This is a genomic window from Kitasatospora sp. NPDC001225, from assembly GCF_053597855.1.
In genome coordinates, this window is sequence record NZ_JBSFJC010000022.1 from 25837 (window position 1) to 46932 (window position 21096).

At 76.0% G+C, this 21096-nt stretch carries 17 protein-coding genes and 2 pseudogenes; 9 read left to right on the forward strand and 10 right to left on the reverse strand.

All coding sequences use genetic code 11. The features are described from left to right. Positions 1 to 45 precede the first annotated feature (45 nt). From ACWDCZ_RS10270 to ACWDCZ_RS10300, 7 genes and pseudogenes are all read right to left on the reverse strand, one after another. Positions 46 to 1629 carry an MFS transporter gene (locus tag ACWDCZ_RS10270; RefSeq protein WP_449815711.1) on the reverse strand — a complete coding sequence of 528 codons (1584 nt, stop codon included), beginning with the start codon at positions 1627 to 1629 and terminating at the stop codon, positions 46 to 48. Positions 1630 to 1730: 101 nt separating this feature from the next. Next, positions 1731 to 2267: pseudogene (locus ACWDCZ_RS10275) on the reverse strand (TetR/AcrR family transcriptional regulator); the annotation flags it as partial. 158 nt (positions 2268 to 2425) lie between these two features. Then, on the reverse strand, positions 2426 to 2818 hold the full coding sequence (locus tag ACWDCZ_RS10280) for a cell division protein SepF (RefSeq protein WP_053112231.1): 393 nt from the start codon (positions 2816 to 2818) through the stop codon (positions 2426 to 2428). A gap of 294 nt (positions 2819 to 3112) precedes the next feature. Then, positions 3113 to 3628, reverse strand: coding sequence for a DinB family protein (locus ACWDCZ_RS10285; protein WP_449815712.1), 516 nt, complete (start codon positions 3626 to 3628; stop codon positions 3113 to 3115). A 94-nt stretch (positions 3629 to 3722) separates the two neighbouring features. Continuing rightward, entirely contained in the window at positions 3723 to 4439 is a 717-nt protein-coding gene (locus ACWDCZ_RS10290) for a TVP38/TMEM64 family protein (RefSeq protein WP_449815713.1), read from the reverse strand. Between the two features lie 85 nt (positions 4440 to 4524). Next, positions 4525 to 5295: a dienelactone hydrolase family protein gene (locus tag ACWDCZ_RS10295; RefSeq protein WP_449815714.1), complete on the reverse strand. Its 771-nt coding sequence runs from the start codon at positions 5293 to 5295 to the stop codon at positions 4525 to 4527. A gap of 92 nt (positions 5296 to 5387) precedes the next feature. Continuing rightward, the gene (locus ACWDCZ_RS10300; protein WP_049655205.1) at positions 5388 to 6638 is read right to left on the reverse strand and encodes an MFS transporter; all 1251 of its coding nucleotides are present in this window, start codon (positions 6636 to 6638) and stop codon (positions 5388 to 5390) included. Positions 6639 to 6747: 109 nt separating this feature from the next. On the opposite strand from ACWDCZ_RS10300, the gene ACWDCZ_RS10305 reads away from it, so the two are divergent. From ACWDCZ_RS10305 to ACWDCZ_RS10330, 6 genes are all read left to right on the forward strand, one after another. Beyond that, positions 6748 to 7932, forward strand: coding sequence for an ROK family transcriptional regulator (locus ACWDCZ_RS10305; protein ID WP_449815715.1), 1185 nt, complete (start codon positions 6748 to 6750; stop codon positions 7930 to 7932). Between the two features lie 106 nt (positions 7933 to 8038). Then, positions 8039 to 8455: a TOBE domain-containing protein gene (locus ACWDCZ_RS10310; protein ID WP_181970475.1), complete on the forward strand. Its 417-nt coding sequence runs from the start codon at positions 8039 to 8041 to the stop codon at positions 8453 to 8455. Positions 8456 to 8541: 86 nt separating this feature from the next. Then, entirely contained in the window at positions 8542 to 9006 is a 465-nt protein-coding gene (locus ACWDCZ_RS10315) for a hypothetical protein (protein WP_449815716.1), read from the forward strand. Further along, entirely contained in the window at positions 9003 to 9737 is a 735-nt protein-coding gene (locus ACWDCZ_RS10320; RefSeq protein ID WP_449815717.1) for a glycerophosphodiester phosphodiesterase, read from the forward strand. Before ACWDCZ_RS10315 ends, ACWDCZ_RS10320 begins: the two co-directional genes overlap by 4 nt. A gap of 135 nt (positions 9738 to 9872) precedes the next feature. After that, entirely contained in the window at positions 9873 to 10979 is a 1107-nt protein-coding gene (locus ACWDCZ_RS10325; protein ID WP_449815718.1) for an AI-2E family transporter, read from the forward strand. Between the two features lie 44 nt (positions 10980 to 11023). Then, entirely contained in the window at positions 11024 to 11926 is a 903-nt protein-coding gene (locus ACWDCZ_RS10330) for a virginiamycin B lyase family protein (RefSeq protein ID WP_449815737.1), read from the forward strand. Here ACWDCZ_RS10330 and ACWDCZ_RS10335 read toward each other — a convergent pair. From ACWDCZ_RS10335 to ACWDCZ_RS10345, 3 genes are read right to left on the reverse strand one after another with little or no spacing between them, the layout of a single operon-like run. Then, positions 11917 to 12474, reverse strand: a complete 558-nt coding sequence (locus tag ACWDCZ_RS10335) for a GAF domain-containing protein (protein WP_449815719.1) — start codon at positions 12472 to 12474, stop codon at positions 11917 to 11919. The genes ACWDCZ_RS10330 and ACWDCZ_RS10335 overlap by 10 nt on opposite strands. After that, positions 12458 to 13315 carry a S8 family peptidase gene (locus ACWDCZ_RS10340; RefSeq protein ID WP_375873655.1) on the reverse strand — a complete coding sequence of 286 codons (858 nt, stop codon included), beginning with the start codon at positions 13313 to 13315 and terminating at the stop codon, positions 12458 to 12460. Before ACWDCZ_RS10340 ends, ACWDCZ_RS10335 begins: the two co-directional genes overlap by 17 nt. Next, complete coding sequence (locus ACWDCZ_RS10345; protein WP_449815720.1) at positions 13312 to 16428, reverse strand: adenylate/guanylate cyclase domain-containing protein; 3117 nt, start codon at positions 16426 to 16428, stop codon at positions 13312 to 13314. The genes ACWDCZ_RS10340 and ACWDCZ_RS10345 overlap by 4 nt, the downstream gene beginning before the upstream one ends. Before the next feature lie 421 nt (positions 16429 to 16849). On the opposite strand from ACWDCZ_RS10345, the gene ACWDCZ_RS10350 reads away from it, so the two are divergent. From ACWDCZ_RS10350 to lanKC, 3 genes and pseudogenes are all read left to right on the forward strand, one after another. Beyond that, on the forward strand, positions 16850 to 17026 hold the full coding sequence (locus tag ACWDCZ_RS10350) for a hypothetical protein (protein ID WP_158077737.1): 177 nt from the start codon (positions 16850 to 16852) through the stop codon (positions 17024 to 17026). A gap of 219 nt (positions 17027 to 17245) precedes the next feature. Beyond that, a pseudogene (locus tag ACWDCZ_RS10355) lies at positions 17246 to 18572 on the forward strand (MFS transporter); the annotation flags it as partial. After that, a complete protein-coding gene (gene lanKC / locus ACWDCZ_RS10360) occupies positions 18535 to 21081 on the forward strand; it encodes a class III lanthionine synthetase LanKC (RefSeq protein WP_449815721.1) in 2547 nt (848 codons plus the stop codon). The pseudogene ACWDCZ_RS10355 and the gene lanKC, both read left to right, overlap by 38 nt. The last annotated feature ends 15 nt before the right edge of the window (positions 21082 to 21096 follow it).

Below are 21096 nucleotides of genomic sequence, written 5' to 3' on the forward strand. Positions count from 1 at the left end.
AGAACGGCCGTTCCCCCGGGGGGAACGGCCGTTCTCGGTGCGCTGTTACGCCTTGACGCTCGGCTGCGTGGCCGACACGTCGACGGCGCCCTCCGGGCCGGTCCCGGCGCCCGTCTCCGCCCCGGCCGTCGGCTCGGACAGCCCGCGGAGCAGCCGCCAGGCCATCACGGCCGCGCCGACCAGCAGCGCGGCGGCCAGCAGCCCGGCGCTGTTCATGCCGTGGACGAAGGACTCCCGGGCGCTCGCCAGCAGCGGCTGGGCGAGCTCCGGCGAGAGGCCCTGCGCCGTCTCGACGGCCGAGCCCAGCGATTCGCCCGCCCGGGCGGCGGCCGCCGGGTCCGTCCCGGCCGGGACCGCCAGCCCGTTCGCGTAGATCGAGCCGACCACCGAGCCCACCAGCGCGATGCCGAGCGCGGTGCCCAGCTCGTACGCCGTCTCCGAGACCGCCGAGGCGGCGCCGGCCTTGTCGGCGGGCGCGGCGTTCAGCACCAGGTCGGCGCCGAGCGTGTAGACCACGCCCTCGGCCGTCCCGACCAGCAGGAAGGAGGCGGCCAGCAGCAGGTAGGTGGTGTCCTGCTCCAGCCAGCCGAGCGCGCCCACGCCCAGACCCATCGCCAGCAGACAGGCCGTCAGCGCCTTGCGGGCACCGTAGCGGCGGGCGATCAGGGCGGTCAGCAGGCCGCCGACCACCGATCCCGCGAAGGCCGGCAGTTCGGCCAGGCCCGCCTGGAGCGGCTGGTAGCCGCGGACCAGCTGGAGGTACTGCGAGACCACGAAGATCACGCCGGAGAGCCCGATCAGGGAGATCAACGAGGCCGACACGGCCGCGGTGAACCGCCGGTCGCGGAACAGCCGGACGTCGAGCAGCGGGGTCTCCAGCCGCAGCTGGCGGCGGACGAACACGAACAGCGCGGCGGTGCCCAGCACGAAGGCGACCGGCACGTCCCAGCGGTCCACGCCGTGCGCGGCGGCCTCCTTGACCGCGTACACCGCGCCGATCACGCCGGCCATCGACAGGACGACGCTCAGCACGTCCCAGCGGCCCGGCTTCGGGTCCTTGGACTCCGGCAGCAGCCAGGCGCCGAACACCAGCAGCAGGATCAGCACCGGGATGTTCAGCAGGAACACCGAACCCCACCAGAAGTGCTCCAGCAGCACCCCGCCGACCACCGGCCCGAGGGCGGCCCCGGCGGTGGCGGCCGCACCCCAGATGCCGATCGCGGTGGCCCGCTCCCGGTCGTCCGGGAAGAGGCCGCGGATCAGCGAGAGCGTGGAGGGCATGATCGTCGCCCCGGCCACGCCGAGCAGGGCGCGGGCCACGATCAGCCAGCCGGCGCTCGGCGCGTAGGCGGCCAGCAGCGAGGCGGCGCCGAACGCGGCGGAGCCGGCCAGCAGCAGCTTCTTGCGGCCGATCCGGTCGCTCAGGGCGCCCATGCTGACCAGCAGGCCGGCCAGCACGAAGGAGTAGGAGTCGCCGATCCAGAGCAGCTGGGTGCCGCTGGGGCGCAGCGTCTCGCTGATCGACGGGATGGCGAGGGAGAGGACGGTCGCGTCCAGGGCGACCACGGTCACGGCCAGGACGAGGACGGCGAGGCCGGTCCAGCGCTGGCGGGCGGTCAGGGTGTTCATGGTGTATCGGTGTCCGGCCTGTGGTCGGCGGTGCTGTGGATGGGGGTGGTGACGGCAGTGGTGCCCACGCCGATGGGAACGGGCGTCCGCGCGTCCGGTCTGCGCAGCGCGCCGCCGAGGAACAGCTCGGCGAGCGAGAAGGCGGCGTCGCGCGGGGCGAGCCGGCCGTCCTGGATGGACCAGCCGACGCCGGCCACCAGGTCGAAGAAGGCCTCGCTCAGCCAGGCGGCGCTCAGCTCGATGCGGAACACGCCCTGCTGCTGGCCGCGCAGGAAGAGCGCGTGCAGCCGGGCGATCTGGACCTCCCAGAGGTCGTTGATGTCGTCGTTCTCGTAGAGCTGGTTCTCTCCGGCCAGGAAGGCGCAGAGCATGGCGTCCGGCACGGAGGCGTCCACCAGACGGCGCAGCGCGGCCTCGGCGTCGCCCTCTTCGACCTCGGCGGTGTCCAGTGCGGCGGCGAACCGGCGCAGCCCGAGCAGGCCGACCTCGCGGATCAGCGCGTCGCGCCCCGGGAAGAGCCGGTGCAGTGTGGCGCGGCTGATGCCGGCGGCGCGCGCGATCTCGTCCAGGTGGGCGGTCGGGCGGCGGGAGAGCACGCCGACGGCGGCTTCGAGGACGGTGTCGCGGTCGGTGGCCATGGATCGAGTCTAGTTCACATGAGACACCGATGTCTCATTCTTTTGTTCGAGCTCTCAGGTGATGCGCGGGATCTCGGTGCACGGGCAGCAAAAAACCGGGGACGGTGGTGTACCGTCCCCGGTTCCGGGGTGCCTGTGAGCCCTCGCGGGGCGGCGGCTCAGCTCTGGTTGTAGAAGCCGGTGTCGTCCATCGGGCGGTCGATCACCATGACCTCGACGTCGGCCGGGGTGAGCAGGAAGACCCTCCGGGCGATCCGCTCGATGCCGCCCCGGGTGCCGAAGATCAGCCCGGAGGCGAAGTCGACCATGCGCTTGGCCTCGGCCTCCGACATCTCGGTGAGGTCCATGACCACCGGGATGCTCGCCCGGATGTGCTCACCGACCGTCCGGGCCGCCTCGAAGCCCGTCGGCCGCAGGGAGACGATCTTCGTGGGCGCGGGGGCGGCCGGAACCGTCTCCTGATCGACCCACTCGTCGTCGTACACCGCGGCCGGGTAGTTCCCCGAGGGCATCAGCCACCCGTTGTGGTGCTCGTCGCGAAGTGCTCCCATGCCGCGCCTCCCTGCCTCGTCCCGTCCTGGTCCCCCGGGGGTGCGTGCCGTTCTTGACACGTCATCCACTCGTCGGAACTGTCCGAGTATCGCACTGTTCACCGGTCCCGTGCCCGCTCGCAACCCCCGTACGAGTCGTGCCGCGCCGGAAACCCGGGCGAACCCGGGCACTCCCACTGACGCGGCGCAGCGCCGTACGGTTGCGCGCGTTGACCTTATCGGTCGCGGTCACGGCGTAATTGACCTTCTGTCAACAATGCGGAAACGATTTCACCCGCGGTGTCACCCGCAGGGTCACTCGCCGGTCGATCCGTCGATCAATTCGCGCAGAAGATCCGCGTGGCCGTTGTGTCGGGCGTACTCCTCGATCATGTGGGTGAGGATCCAGCGCAGCGTCACCGGCTGGCCGCGGCGCGGCTTCTTGCCGACGGTCTCCAGCGGCAGGCCGGCGGCGGCGCTGCGGGCGGCCTCGACCTCGGCGCGCCAGACGGCGAAGTCGGCCGCGACGTCGGCAGTGTCGACGTCGTCGAAGTCGCCGTCCTCGTTCTCCTTGGTCCAGAAGTGCCCCTCGGCGTTCTCCTGGCCGAGCAGGACGGACTGGAACCAGTACTGCTCCACCTCGGCCATGTGCCGGACCAGGCCCAGCAGCGAGAGGTTGGACGGCGGGACGGAGCGCAGCCGCAGCTGGTCGTCCGTCAGGCCCTCGGTCTTCAGCGCGAGGGTGTCGCGGTGGTAGTCGAGGAAGGCGTGCAGGGTGGCGGCCTCGTCGGCCGTCATCGGCGGGTCCACCCGCGGGTCCGGTGCAGTCATGCGCGCCATCCTGGCCTCCGGCGGCGCACCGGCGCGAACGATTTTGTCCTGGTGGGCCGGGCTGGGGGAGTCGGAGCGGACGGACGGGCCGGGTTCAGCCGGCCGTCGCCCGGCGGCGGGTCCGGGCCGCCCGCCAGAGGCCCACCACGCTGCCCAGCACCAGCAGCGCGATCACCCCCGCCGACAGCAGGAAGGCCGCCGAGCCCGGCCGGCCCGCGCTGGCCGCCGCCGTGACGTACACGGCCGTGGTCGGCACCACGCCGATCGCGGTGGCGAGCACGAAGGGCAGGAAGCGGACCCCGGAGAAGGCCGCGCCGTAGTTGGCCGCCTGGAACGGCATGCCGGGCAGCAGCCGCAGCACCAGCACGCTGCGGAAGCCCTGTTCGGTGAACCGCCGGTCCAGCGTCCCGAGCACCTTCCCGCGCAGGTACGGGCGGAGCGCCTCGCGGCCGAGGCCCCGGCCGAGCACGAAGGCCAGGGCGGCGCCGACCGTGGTGCCGAGCACCGCCAGCAGCACGCCCTGCTGGATGCCGAGCAGCAGCCCGGCCGCGGCGTTCAGGGCCGGCCGGGGCACGAAGGCGAGCGTCCCCACCGCGTAGACCAGGGCGAACAGCGGGCCGAACCAGTAGCCCGGCATCCGGTCCGCCAGCCCGCCGGACAGCAGCTCCGTCGGGCTCCACAGCAGGAGCGAGCCGGCCGCCGCCGCGAGCGCCGCGACCAGCAGGGCGAACCGCCACCACGGGGAACGCGGCGCGACGGCGGGCACCTGCGGTGCGAGGGGCGGGACGGGAACGGCATCGGGCTCGAACACCGCCCGAGCCTAACCGGTCCCGGGCCCCGGCCCCGCCGCCGTCCACGCCCCGGTCCAAGGCCTGGGGCAGGGCCGGGATCCGGGTTCAGCGCGGCCGGGCGAGGAAGCCCAGCAGGCGCTGCCACGCGTCCCGGGCCGCGTCGGCGTGGTCGACCGCGGCGAGCTCGAAGAAGTTGTGCGGCGCCCCCGGATAGGTGACGAAGGTGTGCGGGCAGCCGGCCGCGGTGAGCGCGGCGTCGAAGGCCTCGACGGCGGCGGCCGGGATGTGCTCGTCCGCACCGCCCCAGAGGGCGAGGACCGGGGCGGTCAGCTCCGCCGCGAGCTGGGTCGGCCCGGGAGCGCCGTGGAGGGTGTCCGGGTAGCCGTAGAAGCCGACCGCGCCGGCCAGGCCGAAGCGCGGCGCGGCCGTCCGGAAGGCTTGCCGGCCGCCGAAGCAGAAGCCGAGCGCGACCACCTCGGCGGGCCCGGCGGCGCGCAGCCGTTCCAGTGCGGCGGTGATGTCGGCGTCCAGCCCCTCGGGGGTGAGCGCGAGCAGGTGGGGGAGCAGGTCCGGCAGTTCGCCGAATTCCGCCGGGCGCTTTTCCGGGAAGGCTCCGGCGGTGCGGCCGTAATAGTCGAGGACGAGTGCCGGGTGGCCCTGTTCGGCGAGCCGGGCGGCGGTCTGCCGGTAGAACGGGGAAAGGCCCCTGTTGTCCGGCAGGACGAGCACGCCGACGCCGGTGGCGACCTCCGGGCGGGCCAGGAAGGCGCCGAACCGGGTGCCGTCGGCCGAGGTCAGGGTCAGTGGGGCGGCCTCGGCCAGCGGCCACGGGGCGGGACCGAGGGCGGGCGGGGCGGCGTCCGGGTCGTAGCACACGGGGAATCCCTCTCGCGGAGCACGAAAACCGCCGGACGCGGCGCGCCCGGCGGTTCGAGACTTTAGCGGGGAATTCCCTCAGGAATTCACCATCATATCGTGGAGAGATCTTTTCCGGAAGGCTTTTCCGGTGACGTTGCGGTCACGTTCTCGCCGCCGGAATTCCGTTCGGCCAGCCGTAGCGCCCCGGCGCTCAGCAGCAGGGCGAAGGCGAGCGCGGTGACGAGTCCGAAGGAGACGGTCAGCGAGGTGGCCTGGGCGAGGGCGCCGATGACCGCGGGGGCGATCAGGCCGGAGGTGTAGGTGACGGTGGCGACGCCCGCGATGGCCTGGCTGGGGTTGCTGCCGATCCGGCCGGCCGCGGCGAAGGCGAGCGGGACGATCACCGCGATGCCGATGCCGAGGAGGGCGAACCCGGGGATGGCCAGCGCCGGGCTGTCGGCGGCGACCACCAGCAGGCCGCCGACGGTGGCCACGGCGCCGCCGACGCGGGTGGTGCGGACGGCGCCGAGCCGGCGGATCGCCGCGTCCCCGGCGAGCCGGCTGACCGCCATGGTGAGCGAGAAGGCGGTGTACGAGGCGGCGGCGACGGTGGCCGAGGCGCCGGTGACGTCCCGCAGGTAGACGCCGCTCCAGTCCATCGAGGCGCCCTCGGCGAAGACCGCGCAGAAGCCGACCAGCCCGATCACCAGCGAGCTGCGCGGCGGCAGCGCGAACCGCGGCGGCTCCTCCGCGCCCTCGTGCGCCCGGATGTCGGGCAGGCCGCGGCAGACCGGCTGGGCGAGGGCGAGCAGGACCAGCGCGGTGACGGCCAGCTGGAGCCTGGCGTCGAGGTCCAGGTGGGCGGCGAGGATGCCGAAGGCGGAGGCCAGCAGGCCGCCCGCGCTCCACATCCCGTGCAGCCCGGACATGATCGAGCGGCCGAGCCGCTCCTCGATCTCCACGCCCTGGGCGTTCATCGCGACGTCCGCCATCCCGGCCGCGGCGCCGTACACCAGCAGGGCCGCGCACAGCACCGGCAGCGAGGGGGCGAGCGCGGGCAGGGCGAGGGCCAGGCACCAGAGCGAGATCAGCCCGCGCACCGCGGCCCGGCCGCCGTAGCGGTGCACGAAGCGGCCGGCCAGCGGCATGGCGAGGGAGGAGCCGATGGCGGGCATGACCAGGGCCAGGCCGAGCTGGCCGGTGGAGAGGTCGAGGCGGTCCTGGAGCCACGGGATGCGGGTGACGAAGCTGCCGCTGACGGCCCCGTGCACGCAGAAGACCAGGGCGATGCCGGCCCGGGCCCGGCGGGGTGCGCTCAGCGGTTCCGGCGGTGGCGGTGGTGGCGCGGTGGTCCCGTTCATGGGGTGTTCCCTCCCGGTCGCGCGGTGTGGGGCGCGACAGTGCCCTGTGACGGTCGATAAACTATCAGGAAGGGACCCTGATAGAAACACTCTGGAAGGATGATCCGCCATGACCATCGCGCGTACGGCCACGCCGAGCACCGCCCGGGCGATCAACGACCGGCTGGCACTCAACCTCCTGCTCGAACAGGGTCCGCTGACCGCGACCGAGCTGCGCGGCCTCACCGGCCTGTCCCGGCCGACCGTCGCCGACCTGCTCGAACGGCTCCAGCGCACCGGCCTGGTGGCCGTCGTCGGCGAGCGCGGGGAACAGCGGCGCGGCCCCAACGCCCGGCTCTACGCGCTGGTCGCCTCCCGGGCCCACCTCGCCGCCTTCGACGTCCGCTCCGGCGGCGTCAGCCTGGTCGTCGCCGACCTGGCCGGGCGCAGCCTGGCCACCGCCGAGGTCCCGGTCGAGGGCGACGGCGGGCCGGACACCGCCGCGGAGATCGTCGCGACCCTGCTGGAGACCGCGCGCGGCGCCGGCGTCGACCGGCTGCACACCGTCGCGGTCGGCGCCCCCGGGCTGGTCGACCCGGCCACCGGGCGGCTGCAGAGCACCGGCAAGCTCCCCGCCTGGCACGCCGAACTCCTCGCCGAGCTGCGGCGGCTGCCCGGCACCGAGGTGATCCTGGAGAACGAGGTCAACCTCGCCGGGCGGGCCGAGTACCGGGTCGGCGCCGCGCGCGACCGCGACACCTTCGTCCTGCTCTGGCTGGGCCACAGCGTCGGCGCCGCCGTGATCCTGGACGGGCGGCTGCGCCGGGGCTTCTCCGGCGGCACCGGCGAGATCTGCTTCCTGCCCGTCCCCGGCACCGTCGGCCTGCCCAGCGCCGACAGCTGCGAGGGCGGCTTCCACGGCCTGGTCGGCAGCGCCGCGATCTGCGCGCTGGCCCGCGCCCACGGGCTGCCCGCCGACCCGGCCGGGGACGCCCCCGCCGCCGAGGCCGCCGTCCGGGCCGCCCTCGCGGCCGGCGAGGCGGGCGGGGGCTTCCTGGACGAGCTGGCCGAGCGGATCGCGATCGGCGCGGCGAGCGTCTGCGTGGTGCTGGACCCCGGCTGCGTGGTGCTCGGCGGCGAGATAGGCCGGGCCGGCGGGCCGGAGCTGGCCGGCCGGGTCGAGCGGCGGCTGGCGCTGCTCTCCCCGCTGAGCACCGAGGTGCGGGCCGGTACGGCGGGCGGCGGCGCGGTGCTCGCCGGGGCGGTGCTCACCGCCGGGGACGCGGCACGGCGCGACCTCTTCGGCGAGCCATAAGGTATGCCGTGGGGGCGGCCCTCACATGATCGTCCGTACCGCCGGTACGGCAGGATGGCGCGGGGGCGCCCGCCCCGAGAACCCGAACCACCGTCAGGAGACGCACATGGGCCAGCCCGAGGTGCCGGCCAACCCGTACCGCATCGGCGAGGCCGCGGCGCTGCTCGGCGTCAGCGCCGACACCATGCGGCGCTGGGTGGACGCCGGGCGGGTCGCCGCCGCGCGGGACGAGCACGGGCACCGGATCATCCCGGGGGCCGAACTCGCCGCCTTCGCTCGGGAGTTGGCCCGGCCGGAGAACGCCGAGGCGGAGGGCCGGCCGTCCTCGGCGCGCAACCGCTTCCCGGGGATCGTCACCGACGTGGTGCTGGGCGACGTGGCCGCGCAGGTGGAGATCCAGGCCGGGCCGTTCCGGGTGGTGTCCCTGATCAGCCGGGACTCGGCGGTGGAGCTCAACCTGGTCCCCGGTGCGCCCGCCACGGCGGTCATCAAGTCCACCAATGTGATGATCGAACGCCGCTAGCCGGCCCGGTGGATCCCCGCGGATCCCTCCGCAGCCCCCTGCAACCCCCTTCGTACGAGTCCCGGAACGAACCGAGAGGCGCCCGGATGCCACCCCCGCACCTGCCGACCACCCAGAGCGCCGTGCTCGCGATCGAGGCCGTGGCCGCCCGGCACGGCCGCAGCGTCCGCGCCCAGCACGACATCGGCCGCGACCAGACCTTCGCCGGGCTGGTCGGCCCGGACGGTCCGGGCGGCTCGGGCGGCTCGCTCGGGGAACTGGACGCCATCCCGCACGAGGCGCTGCTGGAGTTCGACGGCCGCCCCGCCGTCACCGTCCGGCTGTTCACCCACGACGAGGTCGCCGTGACCGTCGAGGGCATCGCCTTCGACGTCGACCGCGACCGCGTCCCCGGCTTCCTGAACGCCGTCTGGTCCGACCTGGTGCACGTCAAGGCGCGCACCTTCCCGCCGTCCACCACGCTGATCGTCACCGTCCCCGGGGAACCGAGCCACCGCGAGGGCATCGGCGTCCACAGCCTCACCCCCTGGCTCGCCGGAAGGATCCGATGAACGCCGCCGCCAAGCCGCTCGCCGCCGGAACGCTCGCCGCCAAGCCGCTGGCCGTCGCCCACCGGGGCGACCCGTACCGGTTCCGCGAGAACACCCTGCCCTCCGTCGAGTCCGCGCTCGCCGCCGGGGCCGACGCCGTCGAGGTGGACGTCCAGCTCACCCGCGACCGGGTGCCCGTCCTGCTGCACGACCGCACCCTGGAGCGGCTCTGGGGCGACGCGCGGTCGATCGACCGGGTCACCGCCGACCAGCTGGAGGAGCTGCGGCAGGGGCCGCTCGCCGTCCCCACCCTGGCCGAGGCGGTCAAGGCGGTGACGGCCGTCGAGGGCCGCCGGCTGCTGATCGACCTGGACGACGCGGGCCCGGCCGCCGCGGCCTGGTCGGTCGTCACCGGGCTCGGCGCCGAGGCGGCGGTCGCCTTCTGCGGCCCCACCACCGCCATGCTCGCGGTGCGCGAACTGAGCCCGGACGCCGAGATCGCGCTCACCTGGAAGCAGCCCCGGATGCCGGTGCGCGCCCTGCTGGACGACCTGCGCCCGCGCTACCTCAACCCGCCGTTCGGCCTGGTCACCCCCGAGTTCACGGCCGCCGCGGCGGAGCGGGGGCTCGCCGTCTCCACCTGGACCGCCGACCTGCGCCGCACCATGCGCCGGCTGCGCGACACCGGGGTCGCCTCCATCACCTCCAACCGGATCGGCGTCCTGCGCTCGGTGCTGGACGGCCGCGGCTGACCGGAGCGGTGCTCGGCCGGAGGGCGCCCGGGTCGCCCGTTCGGGTGCTCCCGGCCGATCCGCCGCGCGGCCCGTCGGAACCTCTGCTGAGCTGGGGCGGTTCGGAATCGTCGACGACCCCCGGCGGAGGTGGCCGTGTCCGTGGAGCGCGCGCCCGGCGAGCAGCGGCAGCCGGACGACCGCAGGCCGTACCTGATGCTGCCGCCCGGGCTGCGGCAGGCGGCGGCCTGGTCGGTGGCGGTGATCCTGCTGATCGCCGTCGCCTCGCTGGTGGTCTTCGCGCTGGTCGAACTGCGGGCCGCGACCGTGCCGTTCGTCCTGGCGCTGCTCGGGGCCTCGCTGCTCTACCCGGTGGTGCCGTGGCTGGTGGGCCGGGGCGTGAGCCGGAGCCTGGCGGCCGGGCTGACCTGCGTGGTGCTGGTGGTCGCGGTCAGCGGGGTGATCGCGCTGCTGGTCAACTCGCTGGTGCACAGCGCCCCGCAGATCGCCTCCTCGCTCCAGGAGGCCGGGCAGCGGCTGGCCGACTGGCTGGGCCCGCTGGGGGCGAAGATCCGGCACGGCCTGGACAACGCCAAGGGCGAGACCAACTCGCTGGTCTCCACCCTCACCAACGGCGTGCTCTCCGGGCTCGGCCTGCTCACCCAGCTGATCACCGGCGGGGTGCTGGCGCTGGCCCTGGTGTTCTTCTTCCTCCGGGACGGCCACCGCACCGGCGACGCCATCCGCTCCTACCTGCCCGAGCGCAGCGCCACGACGGTGATCGCCTGCGCGGAGCGGGCCTTCGACGCGATGGCCGGGTTCATGCGGGGCACCACCCTGATCGCGCTGATCGACGCGGGCTTCATCACCATCGGCCTGATCGCCCTCGGGGTGCCGGGCGCGCCCGGGCTCGGCGCGCTGGTCTTCATGGGCGCCTACATCCCCTTCGTCGGGGCCTTCCTGTCCGGCACGGTGGCCGTGCTGGTGGCGCTCGCCGACGGCGGGTTCGGTACGGCGCTCTGGGCGCTGGGCGTGGTGCTCGCGGTGCAGATGATCGAGGGCAACGTCCTCCAGCCGGTCATCCAGAGCCGGACGGTGGAGCTGCATCCGGCCACCATCATGGTCGCCGTGGTGGCCGGCTCGGGCATCGCCGGGATCATCGGCGCCCTGCTCGCGGTGCCGGTCTGCGCCGCCGTGATGGGCGTCATCTCGGTGCTGCGGGGGGACCCGGACGCGCGGGAGAAGTCGGTTGCCGGGTCGTGAACCGTTGTGCGAGCATCACTAATGCGATTTAAGTCGCGATAGTGATGCGGAGGGGTTGCGTGGAGCTGTTCGAGGTGGCCGAGGCGGGGGCCGGGCCGTACGGGGTGGCCGTGGGGCCCGACGGGGGCGTGTGGTTCACCCTGGTGCACGCCGGGGAGATCGGGCGGCTGGCCGCGGACGGGACGGTCGAGCGCTTCGGCCTCGGCGCGCCGGAGTGCGGGCCCGCGGTGATCACGGCGGGGCCGGACGGGGCGCTCTGGTTCAGCCGGATGCGGGACCACCGGATCGGTCGGATCACCGTGGACGGGACGGCGACGTCCTACGCGCTGCCGACGGAGGAGGCCGGGCCGTACGGGATCGCCGCCGGGCCCGACGGGGCGCTCTGGTTCACCGAGCTGAACGCCGGCCGGATCGGGCGGATCACCGTGGCCGGTGAGGTCACGGAGTTCCCGCTGCCGCTCGCCGGGGCCTTCCCGTCGCTGATCACGGCCGGGCCGGACGGGGCGCTGTGGTGCACGCTCAACCAGGCCGACGCCGTCGCCCGGATCACCGTGGACGGCCGGGTGACCGTCCACGGGCTGCCCACCGGGGGCACCGCGCCGGTCGGCATCACCGCCGGGACGGACGGCGCGCTCTGGTACGTCGGCATCGGCGGCGGGCTGGTCGGGCGGATCACCGTGGACGGCGAGGTGACCGAGTACCCGCTGGCCGACCGCGCGGCCCGCCCGCACGCGATCGCGGCCGGGCCGGACGGCCGGCTCTGGTTCACCGAGTGGGGCGCCGGCCGGATCGGGGTGCTCGGCCCGGACGGGCGGCTCGGCGGCCACCCCCTCCCGGGCGGGGGCGCCGAGCCGCACGGCATCGCCGTCGCCCCGGACGGCGCGGTGTACGCGGCGCTGGAGCGCGGGCAGCTCGCCCGGCTGGACGGCGCGCCCGGTCAGGGCTGACGGCGCAGCAGCTCCTCCAGGTCGGCGAGCAGACCGAGGGCGGCGGCCCGGTCGGGGGCCGCCTCCGGGGCGGGGGAGCGCTCGGCGATCACCCGCAGGGCGGCGGCGGCCTGACGGGCGAACATGGCCAGCAGGTCCAGCTCGGGCAGGCTGGCGCGGGCCTGCGGGGCCGGGTCCAGCACCTCCAGGACGCCGAGCACCCGGCTGCCGTGGGTGAGCGGGGCGGCCATCAGGGCGGTCGGGACGTACGCGGTGGACTCGGCGAAGTCCCGGTCGAAGGTGCGGTTGGCGCCCAGGTCGTCCACCACCATCGGCTCGCCCGAGGCGGCCACCCAGCCGGCGATCCCCCGGCCGGCCGGGAAGCGGCGGCCCACCAGCGACTCCTCGCCCCGGCCGGAGACGGCCTGGAAGACCAGCTCCCCGGCCGCCTCGTCGAGCAGGCACACCGAGCCGGCCTGGGCGCCGAAGATCGCCCGGGCGACGTCCACCACGGACTGGAGCAGCTCGCGGGCCAGCGGGTCGACGGCGGGGTCAGTGCTGAGGGTCATCGGGCGCCTCCGGGGTGGGGGTGGAAGGGACCTGGACGTTGGCCGCGGTGAGGTAGAGCGCGCTCTTCAGCTGGAAGGTGGTCAGCCTCGGCCGCCGGGACAGGATGCGGGCGCAGAGCCCGGCCACGTACGGGGTCGCGAAGCTGTTGCCGGTGGTGCGGATGGTGGCGCCGCCGAGCCAGGGCACCCGGACGTTCTGGCCGGGGGCGAAGAACTCCACCGGCGGCGCCGGGTTGTACAGGTGCAGCTCCGGGTCCTCCTCCTGGTGGCTGCCCACCGAGATGACCGAGGAGAAGCGCCACGGGTAGCTCTCCACCGGGGTGTTGTGGGCGGAGGCGACGATCGCGGTGCGGGCGAAGAAGGCGTCGTCGGCGATCGCGTGCAGCTGCTCCAGGAAGCGGGTCCGGGTGGTGGAGAGGCTGAGGTTGACCACGTCGAAGCCCTGCCCGACGGCCCAGCGCAGCCCGGCGATCAGCATGTCGCCGGTGCCGGTGAAGCGCTCGCCGAGGACCCGGACGCTGTAGAGCTCGCAGTCCGGGGCGGTGCGGCGGATGATGCCCGCGCAGGCGGTGCCGTGCCCGCAGGTGTCGCCGGCGCTGTCGGGGCGGACGGTCAGCTCCCGGGTGACCGGGTCCTTGACCACCGCCCAGGAGCCCTGCACCGGCCCGACCAGCGGGTGGTCGGGCTCGATCCCGGAGTCGACCACGCAGACCCGGACGCCCTTGCCGGTGCCCCCGGCGTCGGATGCCCCGGCGTCGCTGGCGACGGCGTCGGCGAGCACCGGGAGGTCGGCGGGGGTGCGGTCGCGCAGGCTCCAGGTGAGGCCGGCCGGGCCGCTCACCGGGTGCCCCCGAGCCGCTCGGCGCGCCGAACGCCCGGCAGGTGGCCCTTGGCGGCGAACCGGTCCCGGGCGGTGGCGGCGGCCGCCGCGGCCTCGGCGGGGCGGTCGAGCAGCAGCAGGGCGTGCGCCCGGTCGAGCGCGGTCAGCGCCTGGAGCAGCAGCGACTCGGTGGCCTCGGCGGCGGACAGGGCGGCGGCGGTCAGGTCCAGCGCCGGCGCGGCCTCGCCCCGGGCGGCGGCGAGCCGGCCGCGCAGCGCGGCCAGCTCGATCGCGAGCACCGGAGGCAGCGCGGCGACGGCGTCCGCGCCGTCCAGGTGCCGGGCGGCCTGGGCCGGGCGGTCGGTGTCCAGCAGGACCCGGGCGGTGGTCAGGGCGAGGCGCGGCAGCGGGGCGGCGCTGCCCTGGTGGCGGGCGATCTCGGCGGCGTCGGCGAGCAGGTCCAGCGCCTGGCCGCCCTGCCCGAGCGCGGCCGCCGCCTGGGCGGTCAGCGCGGGCAGCGCGATCATCGCCTCGGCCAGCGACAGCTCCCCGGCCAGGCCGTTGGCCTCGGCGAGCAGCAGCTCGGCCTCCTCGGGGCGGTCGCGCAGCGCCAGCAGGACGGCCAGCGGGCCGTTCAGCGCGACCCGGACGGTCCGCCGGCCGGTGCCGTGCTCGGCGAGCAGGGCGCGCAGCCGGAAGGTCGCGTTCGGGACGGGCTCGGGGCCGGCCAGCAGCGAGGCGGCCAGCGCGGCCAGCACGGCGGCCCGGTCCAGCTCGGCGTCGGTGCGGGAGACCTGGCCGAGCGCCCGGTCCAGCAACTGCTCGGCCTCGGTGTGGCGGCCGGCCAGCAGGTGCTCCTCGGCCAGCCGCAGCCCGGCCCGGGCCTGGCCGAGGTCGTCCCCGGTGTCGGTGAACAGCGGCAGCACGGCGCGGGCGGTCGCGGCGGGCTGGTCCTGGCCGGGCGGCAGGCCGCGGGCGGCCAGCGCGAGCCGGGCGTGCGCGGCGTCCAGCGGGTCGGCGGCCGCGTCCCGCACCTGGGCGAGGACGGGCAGCGCCTCCTCGGCGCGGCCGAGCGCCAGCCGGGCCTCGCCGAGGCGGCGCAGCACCGGGCCGGTGGCGCGCTCGCCCGGGTAGTGCAGCCGCACCGCGCGCTCCAGCAGGTCGGTGGCGGCGGGCAGGTCGGCGCGGGCCAGCGCACCGGCCCCGGCGGTGCCGAGGGCGGTGGCCGCGCGGGTGCGCAGCACGTCGGTGCGGGTGTCCAGCAGGCCGAGTTCCAGCCGGTAGCGGTGGGCGCGCTCCAGGTGGCCGCCGACGGCGGCGTCCCCGGTGGAGCGGACGGCCGGCAGGTCGGCGGCGCGCTCGTGGCGCTCGGCGCGGGCCCGCTTGGACATGGACTGGTAGACCGACTCCTGGACCAGGCCGCTGCTGAACCGGTAGCCGGTGCCGGTCGGTTCGACCAGCCGCAGCTCGGCCAGCCGGGCCAGCGCGGCGTGCAGCCGCGGCGGGGTGTCGTCGACCCAGGTGGACGGGCCGGCCGGCAGGCCGTCGATCGGGCCGGTGAAGACGTCGTCCTGCGGGTCGGCGAAGGCGTCCTGGTCGCTGCCGCCGTGGGCGAGTTCGGCGAGTTCGGCGGCGGTGAAGGCGCGGCCGAGGACGGCGGCGAGGTCGAGGGTGGCGCGCTCGTCGCGCTCCAGCCCGTCGATCTGGGCGCTGAGCAGCGCCCGTCCGGTGGGCGGCAGTTCGTCCGTCAGCGCGGGGCCCTCGGTCTCGGTGAGGGCGGCCAGCAGCTCCTCCAGGTGCAGCGGGTTGCCCTCGGCGCGCTCCAGCAGCCTGGTGGGCACCGCGTCCTGGTGGGCGCTCAGCTCGGTCAATTGGGCGGCCAGCAGGGCGGATTCGTCCCAGGACAGGCCGCCGACCGGCAGCGTCGGCAGCTCCGGGCGGGCGGCCGGGAGCTCGGGGCGGGTCAGGCAGAGCAGCAGCACGGGGGCCGCGCCGAGTTCGGCGGCCAGCCGCTCGACGGCGTCCAGCAGCACCGGGCCGGCCCACTGGCAGTCGTCCAGGACCAGGACGGCCGGGCGCTCGACGGTGCGGCCGCGCAGGATCGCGGCCAGCAGCTCCAGCGAGCGGCCGGCGTCGATGCCCGGCGCCGTCGCCTCGTCCAGCCGGGCCAGCGCCTCGGCGGGGGCGGCGCCCTCGGGCTCGTCCAGCAGGGTCCGGACCGCCTCGGCGAGCGGCGCCAGCACGCCCTGCCCGCCGAAGCTGCGGCAGCGGGCGGTGCCGCAGCGCGCGGTGCGCCGGCCGACCCGCTCGCGCCAGTCGCGCACCAGCCGGGTCTTGCCGATGCCCGCCTCGCCGGCCACCAGCAGCAGCTCGGCCCCCTGGCCGCCCGCCACCCGGGCCAACGCGGCGTCCAGCAGGGCCAGTTCGCGCTCCCGGCCGACCAGCGGGACGTCGAAGCGACGCAGCAGCTCCGGGTCGTCCTCGTCGAGGCCGACCAGGCGGTAGGCGGTGACCGGCTCGGCCTTGCCCTTGAGGTGCAGCGGGCCGACCTCGTCCACCTGGGCGGCCGGGCCGGCCGCGCGCAGCGTCTGCGGGCCGATCAGCACCTGGCCGGGGGCGGCCCGGGTCTGCAGCCGGGCCGCGATGTTCACGGTCTCGCCGGAGATCAGCGCCTGGCGCGCCGAGGCGTCCGAACCCGCCACCACCTGGCCGGTGTTGACACCGATCCGGACGTCCAGTCGGACGCCGAGGGTGGCGTCCAGCTCGGTGTTGAGGTCCTCCACGTCCTCCAGCATGGCGAGCGCGGCGGCCAGCGCCCGGTGGGCGTCGTCCTCGCGGATCACCGGGACGCCGAAGACGGCCATCACGGCGTCCCCGATGAACTTCTCCAGGGTGCCGCCGTGCGCCTCGATCCGGCGGTGCATCCGCTCGAAGTAGCGCAGGACCACCTCGCGCAGGGTCTCCGGGTCGAGCGCGCCGGACAGGGCGGTGGAGTCGACCAGGTCGCAGAAGACCACCGTGACCAGCTTGCGCTCCTCGGCGGCCAGGTCGAGGGCGGCGGCCCGGGGGGTGCCGCAGGAGGGGCAGAACTGGTCGTTGGTGCCGACGAGTTGGGCGCAGAGTGGGCAGGGCATGGTGGCCGTCCTTCGGTCGTCCTTCGCGGTGCGGGGCGTGCGCGGCGAAGCGGAACGGGTGTGCGCGGCAGGGCGGTTGGCGCGGCCCGGTGGTGCGGGCCGGCCGGTGGTGCGGGGCGTGCGCGGCGGGGCGGTGGTACGGGGGCGCGAGCGTTCCGGGCCAGGGTCGCGGGCGCGGCTTCGGGCCCGGTTCGGGAACGCCTGGTAGGCGGTATGGCCGCAGGTGGGACGGGGTGCGGCAGCCTCCCGGGCGGGCCCGCCCGGGGCCCGGCGGGCCGGCGCGGCCGCTCCGACCTGCGGCCATACCGGTTTCCAACCGGCCCCGAAGCCGGGCGCAGGCGGCTCGGGCCACGGTGGTCGGCAACGGCGGGCAGCCGCCCGCCGGAGCCGTAACCACCCCCGTGCGGAAGGGAGTTCGACCATGGCCGAGAACATGGAGCAGCAGAACGTCGGCGAGAGCGGCGAGGAGACCCCGGAGGTCGAGGCGCACGTCGCCAACATCCTGGACCTCCAGGCGATGAAGGTCCTGAGCGAGTCCTCGGACGGCCTCTGCTTCAGCCTGATCAGCTACGTCCACGGCGCCGAGACCACGGTCTGACCGGAGCCCGGACACCGGGCCGTGCGCGGGGGCGGACGCACCGCCGCCCCCGGCCGCCGACACCCGGTCACCGGCCGCCGGTTCCCGGTCGCTGGTTCACCGGTCACCGGCCACCGGCATTTCGGTCACCGCAAGGCTTCCGGGGCGGTCCCGCCGAGACGGGGCCGCCCCGGCCCGATCCGCACCCCCGGGTGCCCCCGCCGACCACGGAGGACGGCCATGGACCCCACCCCGCTCTCCCGCAACCGGGACTTCCGGCTGCTCTGGGCCGGCGGCCTGCTGGCCTCCCTCGGCTCCCAACTCGCCTCGATCGCCCTGCCGTTGCTGGTCCTGCGGGAGACCGGGTCGGCGGCCCGGGCGGGCGCCATCGGCACCGTCTCGGTCGGCGCGCTGCTGATCACCACGCTGCCCGGCGGGGTGCTCGCCGACCGGATCGAGCGGCGCCGGCTGATGCGGATCTGCGACGTCCTCAGCCTGCTCGCGGTCGCCGCCCTGGTCGTCGCGGTGCTGCGCGGGCACACCCCGCTGCCGCTGGTGCTGCTGGTCGCCGCCGCCGGGGCGTTGATCTCCAGCGTCTACGGGCCGGCCGCCGGCGCCCTGCTGCGCGCGGTGGTGCCCACCGGGCAGGCCCGCGAGGCCTCCTCCCGGATGCAGGCGCGCGGCGCCGCCGCCCGGCTGGCCGGACCGCTCGGCGGCGGGGCGCTGTTCGCCTGGCACCCGGTGCTGCCGTTCCTCGCCGAGGGCGTCGGCCTGCTGCTGTCCACCGTCTGCGTGGCGCTGATCCGGACCCGCGCGAAGCCCGCCACGACGGGCGGACCGGCGTTCAGCCGGGCCGAACTGACCGCCGGACTGGCCTTCCTCTGGCACCGGCCCTACCTGCGCACCCTGCTGCTGGTCTTCGGCCTCGGGATGAACTTCGCGTTCAGCGCGCTGATGTTCACCACCCTGGCCGTCGCCTCCGACGGCGGCCGCTCCGGCCTCGGCGGCGGCACCGTCGTCTCCTGCACCGCGGCCGGTGCCCTGGCCGGCGCGCTGCTCGCCCCGAGGCTCGCCGCCCGGGCCCGCGACGGCAGCCTGGTCGCGCTCGCCTGCTGGGCCTGCGCGCTCACCGCCGGGGTGCTGGTGCTGACCAGGGCCCCGCTGGTGATCGGGCTGCTCTGCGCCGTCTGCATGTGCCTGTCCACCGTCGCCAGCATCGGCTTCGTCTCCGGCATGCTGACCGCCGCGCCGCCCGACCGGATCGGCCGGGTGCAGAGCGCGGCCGGCTTCCTGTCCACCCTGGTCCAGCCGTTCGGCCCGCTGGTCGGCGGCGTCCTGCTCGGCTCGCTCGGCGGCACCCGGACCTTCGCCCTGCTGGCCCTCGCCATCGCGCTCTGCGCGGCCGTGGTCACCTGGGCGCCGCCGGTGCGGCGCGGACCGGTGCTCAGCCCCGCCGTCTGACGCACCGCCCGCCGCCGCACCGCCCGCTCCCGGACGACCCCGGAAGACTTCGGAACAGGAGGCCCACGATGGCCGACGTCCACGAGACCCAGCTCTACTGCCTCGCCGACCCGACGTACTACGACACCCCCGGACGGCTGCGGGACGGGGACAGCCGCTACCCGCTGGGCCTCGGCGAGCCGCCCGAGGGCTGGCGGCGGGAGCAGCGCGGGCTGTGGACGGTGCTGCGGCCCGACGGCGGCCGCCTGCCCGAGCAGGGCTGGAAGCTGCACGTGTCGGCGGCGCAGGACGGCGCCGAGCGGACGCTGGCCGTCGTCGCGGGGATCTGCACCGCCCGCCGGGTGGCGTTCAAGTTCCTGCGCAGCCCGGCGGCGCTGCGGGTGGCCAACGGCAAGTACGCGGGGCGCGGCGGCAGCGGCAAGTTCGTCACCGTCTACCCGGCCACGGACGGCGAGTTCCTCTCCCTGGCGGAGGAGTTGGCCGAGGCGCTGGCGGGCTTCCCCGGGCCGTACGTGCTCACCGACCTGCGGATCGGCGACGCCCCGGTGTACGCCCGCTACGGGGCCTTCGTCGAGCTCTGGTGCCGGGACGCGCGGGGCAGGACCGTCCCGGCCCTGCGGGACCCGGCCGGCGCGCTGGTGCCGGACCCGCGCGAGCCGGCGTTCCGGCTGCCCGCCTGGGTCGAGCCGCCGGCGGCGCTGCGCCCGCACCTGGCCGCCCGGGAGGCGGCCGGCGGGGAGCTGCCGTACCGGATCGTCGAGGTGCTCCAGGTCTCCAACGCGGGCGGGATCTACCTGGCCGAGAAGCACGGCACGGGCGAGCGGGTGGTGCTGCGCGAGGCCCGCCCGTACGCCGGGCTGGACGGCACCGGGGCGGACGCCCTGACCCGGCTGCGGCGCGAGCGGTGGGCGCTGGAGCGGCTGGCCGGGCTGGCGTGCGTGCCCCGGCTGCACGAGGTGCGCACGGTGTGGGAGCACACCTTCCTGGTGCAGGAGCACATCGAGGGCGTCCAGCTGTTCGCCGAGGCGATCCGGCGCTACCCGCTGGTGCACCAGAACTGCACCGCCGAGCAGCGCGCCGCGTACGCGCGGTGGGTGGGCGGGGTGGTGGACGGGCTGGCGGAGGCGCTCGACGCCCTGCACGCGCGGGGCGTGCGGTTCGGGGACCTCCACCCGGCCAACGTGGTGCTCCGGCCGGACGGGTCGGTGGTGCTGGTGGACTTCGAGTACGCGGCCGAGCTGGACGACCGGCGGGTGCCGACGGCCGGCGCCGCCGGGCAGCACGTCCCGCCGGGGCTGGGCGGCGCCGAGGCCGACCGCTACCTGCTGTGGGCCACCTGGCTGATGCTGCTGATGCCGGTGATGGAGCTCGCCGACTGCGACCCGGGCAAGCTCCCGGCGCTGGAACGGCGGGCGCGGGAGTGGTTCGGACTGGGGCCGGAGGAGGGGCCGGTGCGGCCCGCGGCGGTGGCACGGGTGGAGTCGGCGAGCGAGCGGCGCGGCCGGGAGCTGCTGGCCGGGCCCTCGCTCGACCCGGTGTGCCGGGAGCTGGTCGCGGGCATCCACGCGGGCGCCACTCCGGACCGCCCGGACCGGCTCTTCCCCGGGGACGTGGCCGGCTTCGCCGACGGCGGGACGGGCGTGTCGCACGGCGCGGCCGGGGTGCTGTACGCGCTGCACCGCGCCGGGGCCGACTGGCCGCAGGAGTACGCGGACTGGCTGGTCGCGGCGGTGCGCCGGCGGGCCGACCGCCCGGCCGCCGACGGGCTGTACGACGGGCCGCTCGGCATCGCGCTGGCGCTGGCCCGGATCGGCCGGACGGAGGCGGCCGAGGAGCTGGCCGGGCGCGCCCGTACCGCCCTCCCGGCGCGCGCGGCGGGCCTGTTCGGCGGCCGGGCCGGCGCGGCGCTCGCCCGGCTGCGGCTGGCGGACGCGCTGGACAGCCCCCGGGAGCTGGTCCACGCGCTGGACGACGCACGGGAGTTGGCCGCGGTGCTGGGCGGCGGGTCGGTGCCCGGGCTGGACGAGCCCGAGGCCGCCGGGCTGCTGTACGGGCTGGCGGGCGTCGCGCTGCTCCAGCTGCGGCTGTACCGGCGGACCGGGGAGCGGTGGCTGCTGGACTCCGGGCGGGTGGCGCTGGAGCGGGCGGTGGCGCGGTGCGTCCGGGTGCCCGACGGGTCCGCGCAGGTGCTGGAGTCCGGGCGCAGGCTGGCCTACCTGGACCGGGGCAGCAGCGGGATCGCGCTGGTGCTGCGGGAGTACCTGGAGCACGGCGAACTGCCGGGCGGGGAGGCCTTCCTGGCCGATGTGCGGAAGGTCTGCGCGCCCGGGTTCATCCGGGAGCCGGGGCTGTTCCGGGGCCGGGTCGGGCTGACGCTGGCGCTGGACCGGCTGGGCGGGGCGCCGGCCCGGGAGGCGGTGCTCGGGCAGGTGGGCAGGCTCCAGTGGCACCTGGTGGCCCGGCCGGAGGGGCTGCTGGTGCCCGGGATGCGGCTGCGCCGTTTCTCGGCGGACCTGCACACGGGCGCGGCCGGGGTGCTGCTGGCGCTGTCCGGGCTGACGGAGGGGCGCGGGGCGGAGCGGGCGGACGTGCTGGACCTGCTGACCCTGGGGTGAGCGGGGCCCGGGGCT